Annotated in this window: 1 rRNA gene; it reads right to left on the bottom strand. The window is 54.4% G+C overall.

What is annotated here, in order from left to right:
- Nucleotides 1-19 precede the first annotated feature (19 nt).
- A 16S ribosomal RNA gene (locus BM185_RS14565) occupies nt 20-1,556 on the bottom strand.
- Nucleotides 1,557-1,597: the final 41 nt, after the last annotated feature.

Here is a 1,597-nt window from a genome sequence, read left to right as displayed (position 1 = left end):
GGGGGGTTGGGGCCGTCGTTAAGGAGGTGATCCAGCCGCAGGTTCCCCTACGGCTACCTTGTTACGACTTCACCCCAGTCATTAACCACACCGTGGTAACCGCCCTCCCGAAGGTTAAGCTAGCTACTTCTGGTGCAATCAACTCCCATGGTGTGACGGGCGGTGTGTACAAGGCCCGGGAACGTATTCACCGCGACATTCTGATTCGCGATTACTAGCGATTCCGACTTCATGGAGTCGAGTTGCAGACTCCAATCCGGACTACGACCGGTTTTTGCGGATTAGCTCCCCCTCGCGGGTTAGCAACCTGTTGTACCGGCCATTGTAGCACGTGTGTAGCCCTACTCGTAAGGGCCATGATGACTTGACGTCGTCCCCACCTTCCTCCGGTTTGTCACCGGCAGTCTCCTTAGAGTTCCCGACTTAACTCGCTGGCAAATAAGGATAGGGGTTGCGCTCGTTACGGGACTTAACCCAACATTTCACAACACGAGCTGACGACAGCCATGCAGCACCTGTCACTGCGTTCCCGAAGGCACCAAGCTATCTCTAGCAAGTTCGCAGGATGTCAAGAGTAGGTAAGGTTCTTCGCGTTGCATCGAATTAAACCACATGCTCCACCGCTTGTGCGGGCCCCCGTCAATTCATTTGAGTTTTAACCTTGCGGCCGTACTCCCCAGGCGGTCAACTTAGTGCGTTAGCTGCGCCACTAAGAACTCAAGGCTCCCAACGGCTAGTTGACATCGTTTACGGCGTGGACTACCAGGGTATCTAATCCTGTTTGCTCCCCACGCTTTCGCACCTCAGCGTCAGTATCAGTCCAGAAGGCCGCCTTCGCCACTGGTGTTCCTCCACATATCTACGCATTTCACCGCTACACGTGGAATTCCACCTTCCTCTACTGTACTCTAGCTTGCCAGTTCCAGATGCCGTTCCTAGGTTGAGCCCAGGGCTTTCACATCTGGCTTAACAAACCGCCTACGCGCGCTTTACGCCCAGTAATTCCGATTAACGCTCGCACCCTCCGTATTACCGCGGCTGCTGGCACGGAGTTTGCCGGTGCTTCTTCTGCGAGTAACGTCACACGCTAAGGGTATTAACCTTAACGCTTTCCTCCTCGCTGAAAGTGCTTTACAACCCGAAGGCCTTCTTCACACACGCGGCATGGCTGGATCAGGGTTGCCCCCATTGTCCAATATTCCCCACTGCTGCCTCCCGTAGGAGTCCGGACCGTGTCTCAGTTCCGGTGTGGCTGATCATCCTCTCAGACCAGCTACGGATCGTCGCCTTGGTAAACCATTACTTCACCAACTAGCTAATCCGACATGGGCTCATCCGATAGCGTGAGGCCGAAACCCCACTTTCTCCCGTAGGACGTACGCGGTATTAGCCTTCCTTTCGAAAGGTTATCCCCCACTATCGGGCAGATTCCCATGCATTACTCACCCGTCCGCCGCTCGACGCCTGGGAGCAAGCTCCCATCGTTTCCGCTCGACTTGCATGTGTTAGGCCTGCCGCCAGCGTTCAATCTGAGCCATGATCAAACTCTTCAGTTTAAAATCATCGATTCTTTAAGAGAATCAAACTTGGCTCAAGG

Origin of the sequence: Marinospirillum celere, assembly GCF_900112235.1 — a bacterium.
In the GTDB taxonomy this organism is placed as follows: Bacteria; Pseudomonadota; Gammaproteobacteria; order Pseudomonadales; family Halomonadaceae; genus Marinospirillum; species Marinospirillum celere.
The sequence above is the reverse complement of the archived record's forward strand: the minus strand, read 5'-3'. Positions and strand labels throughout refer to the sequence as shown.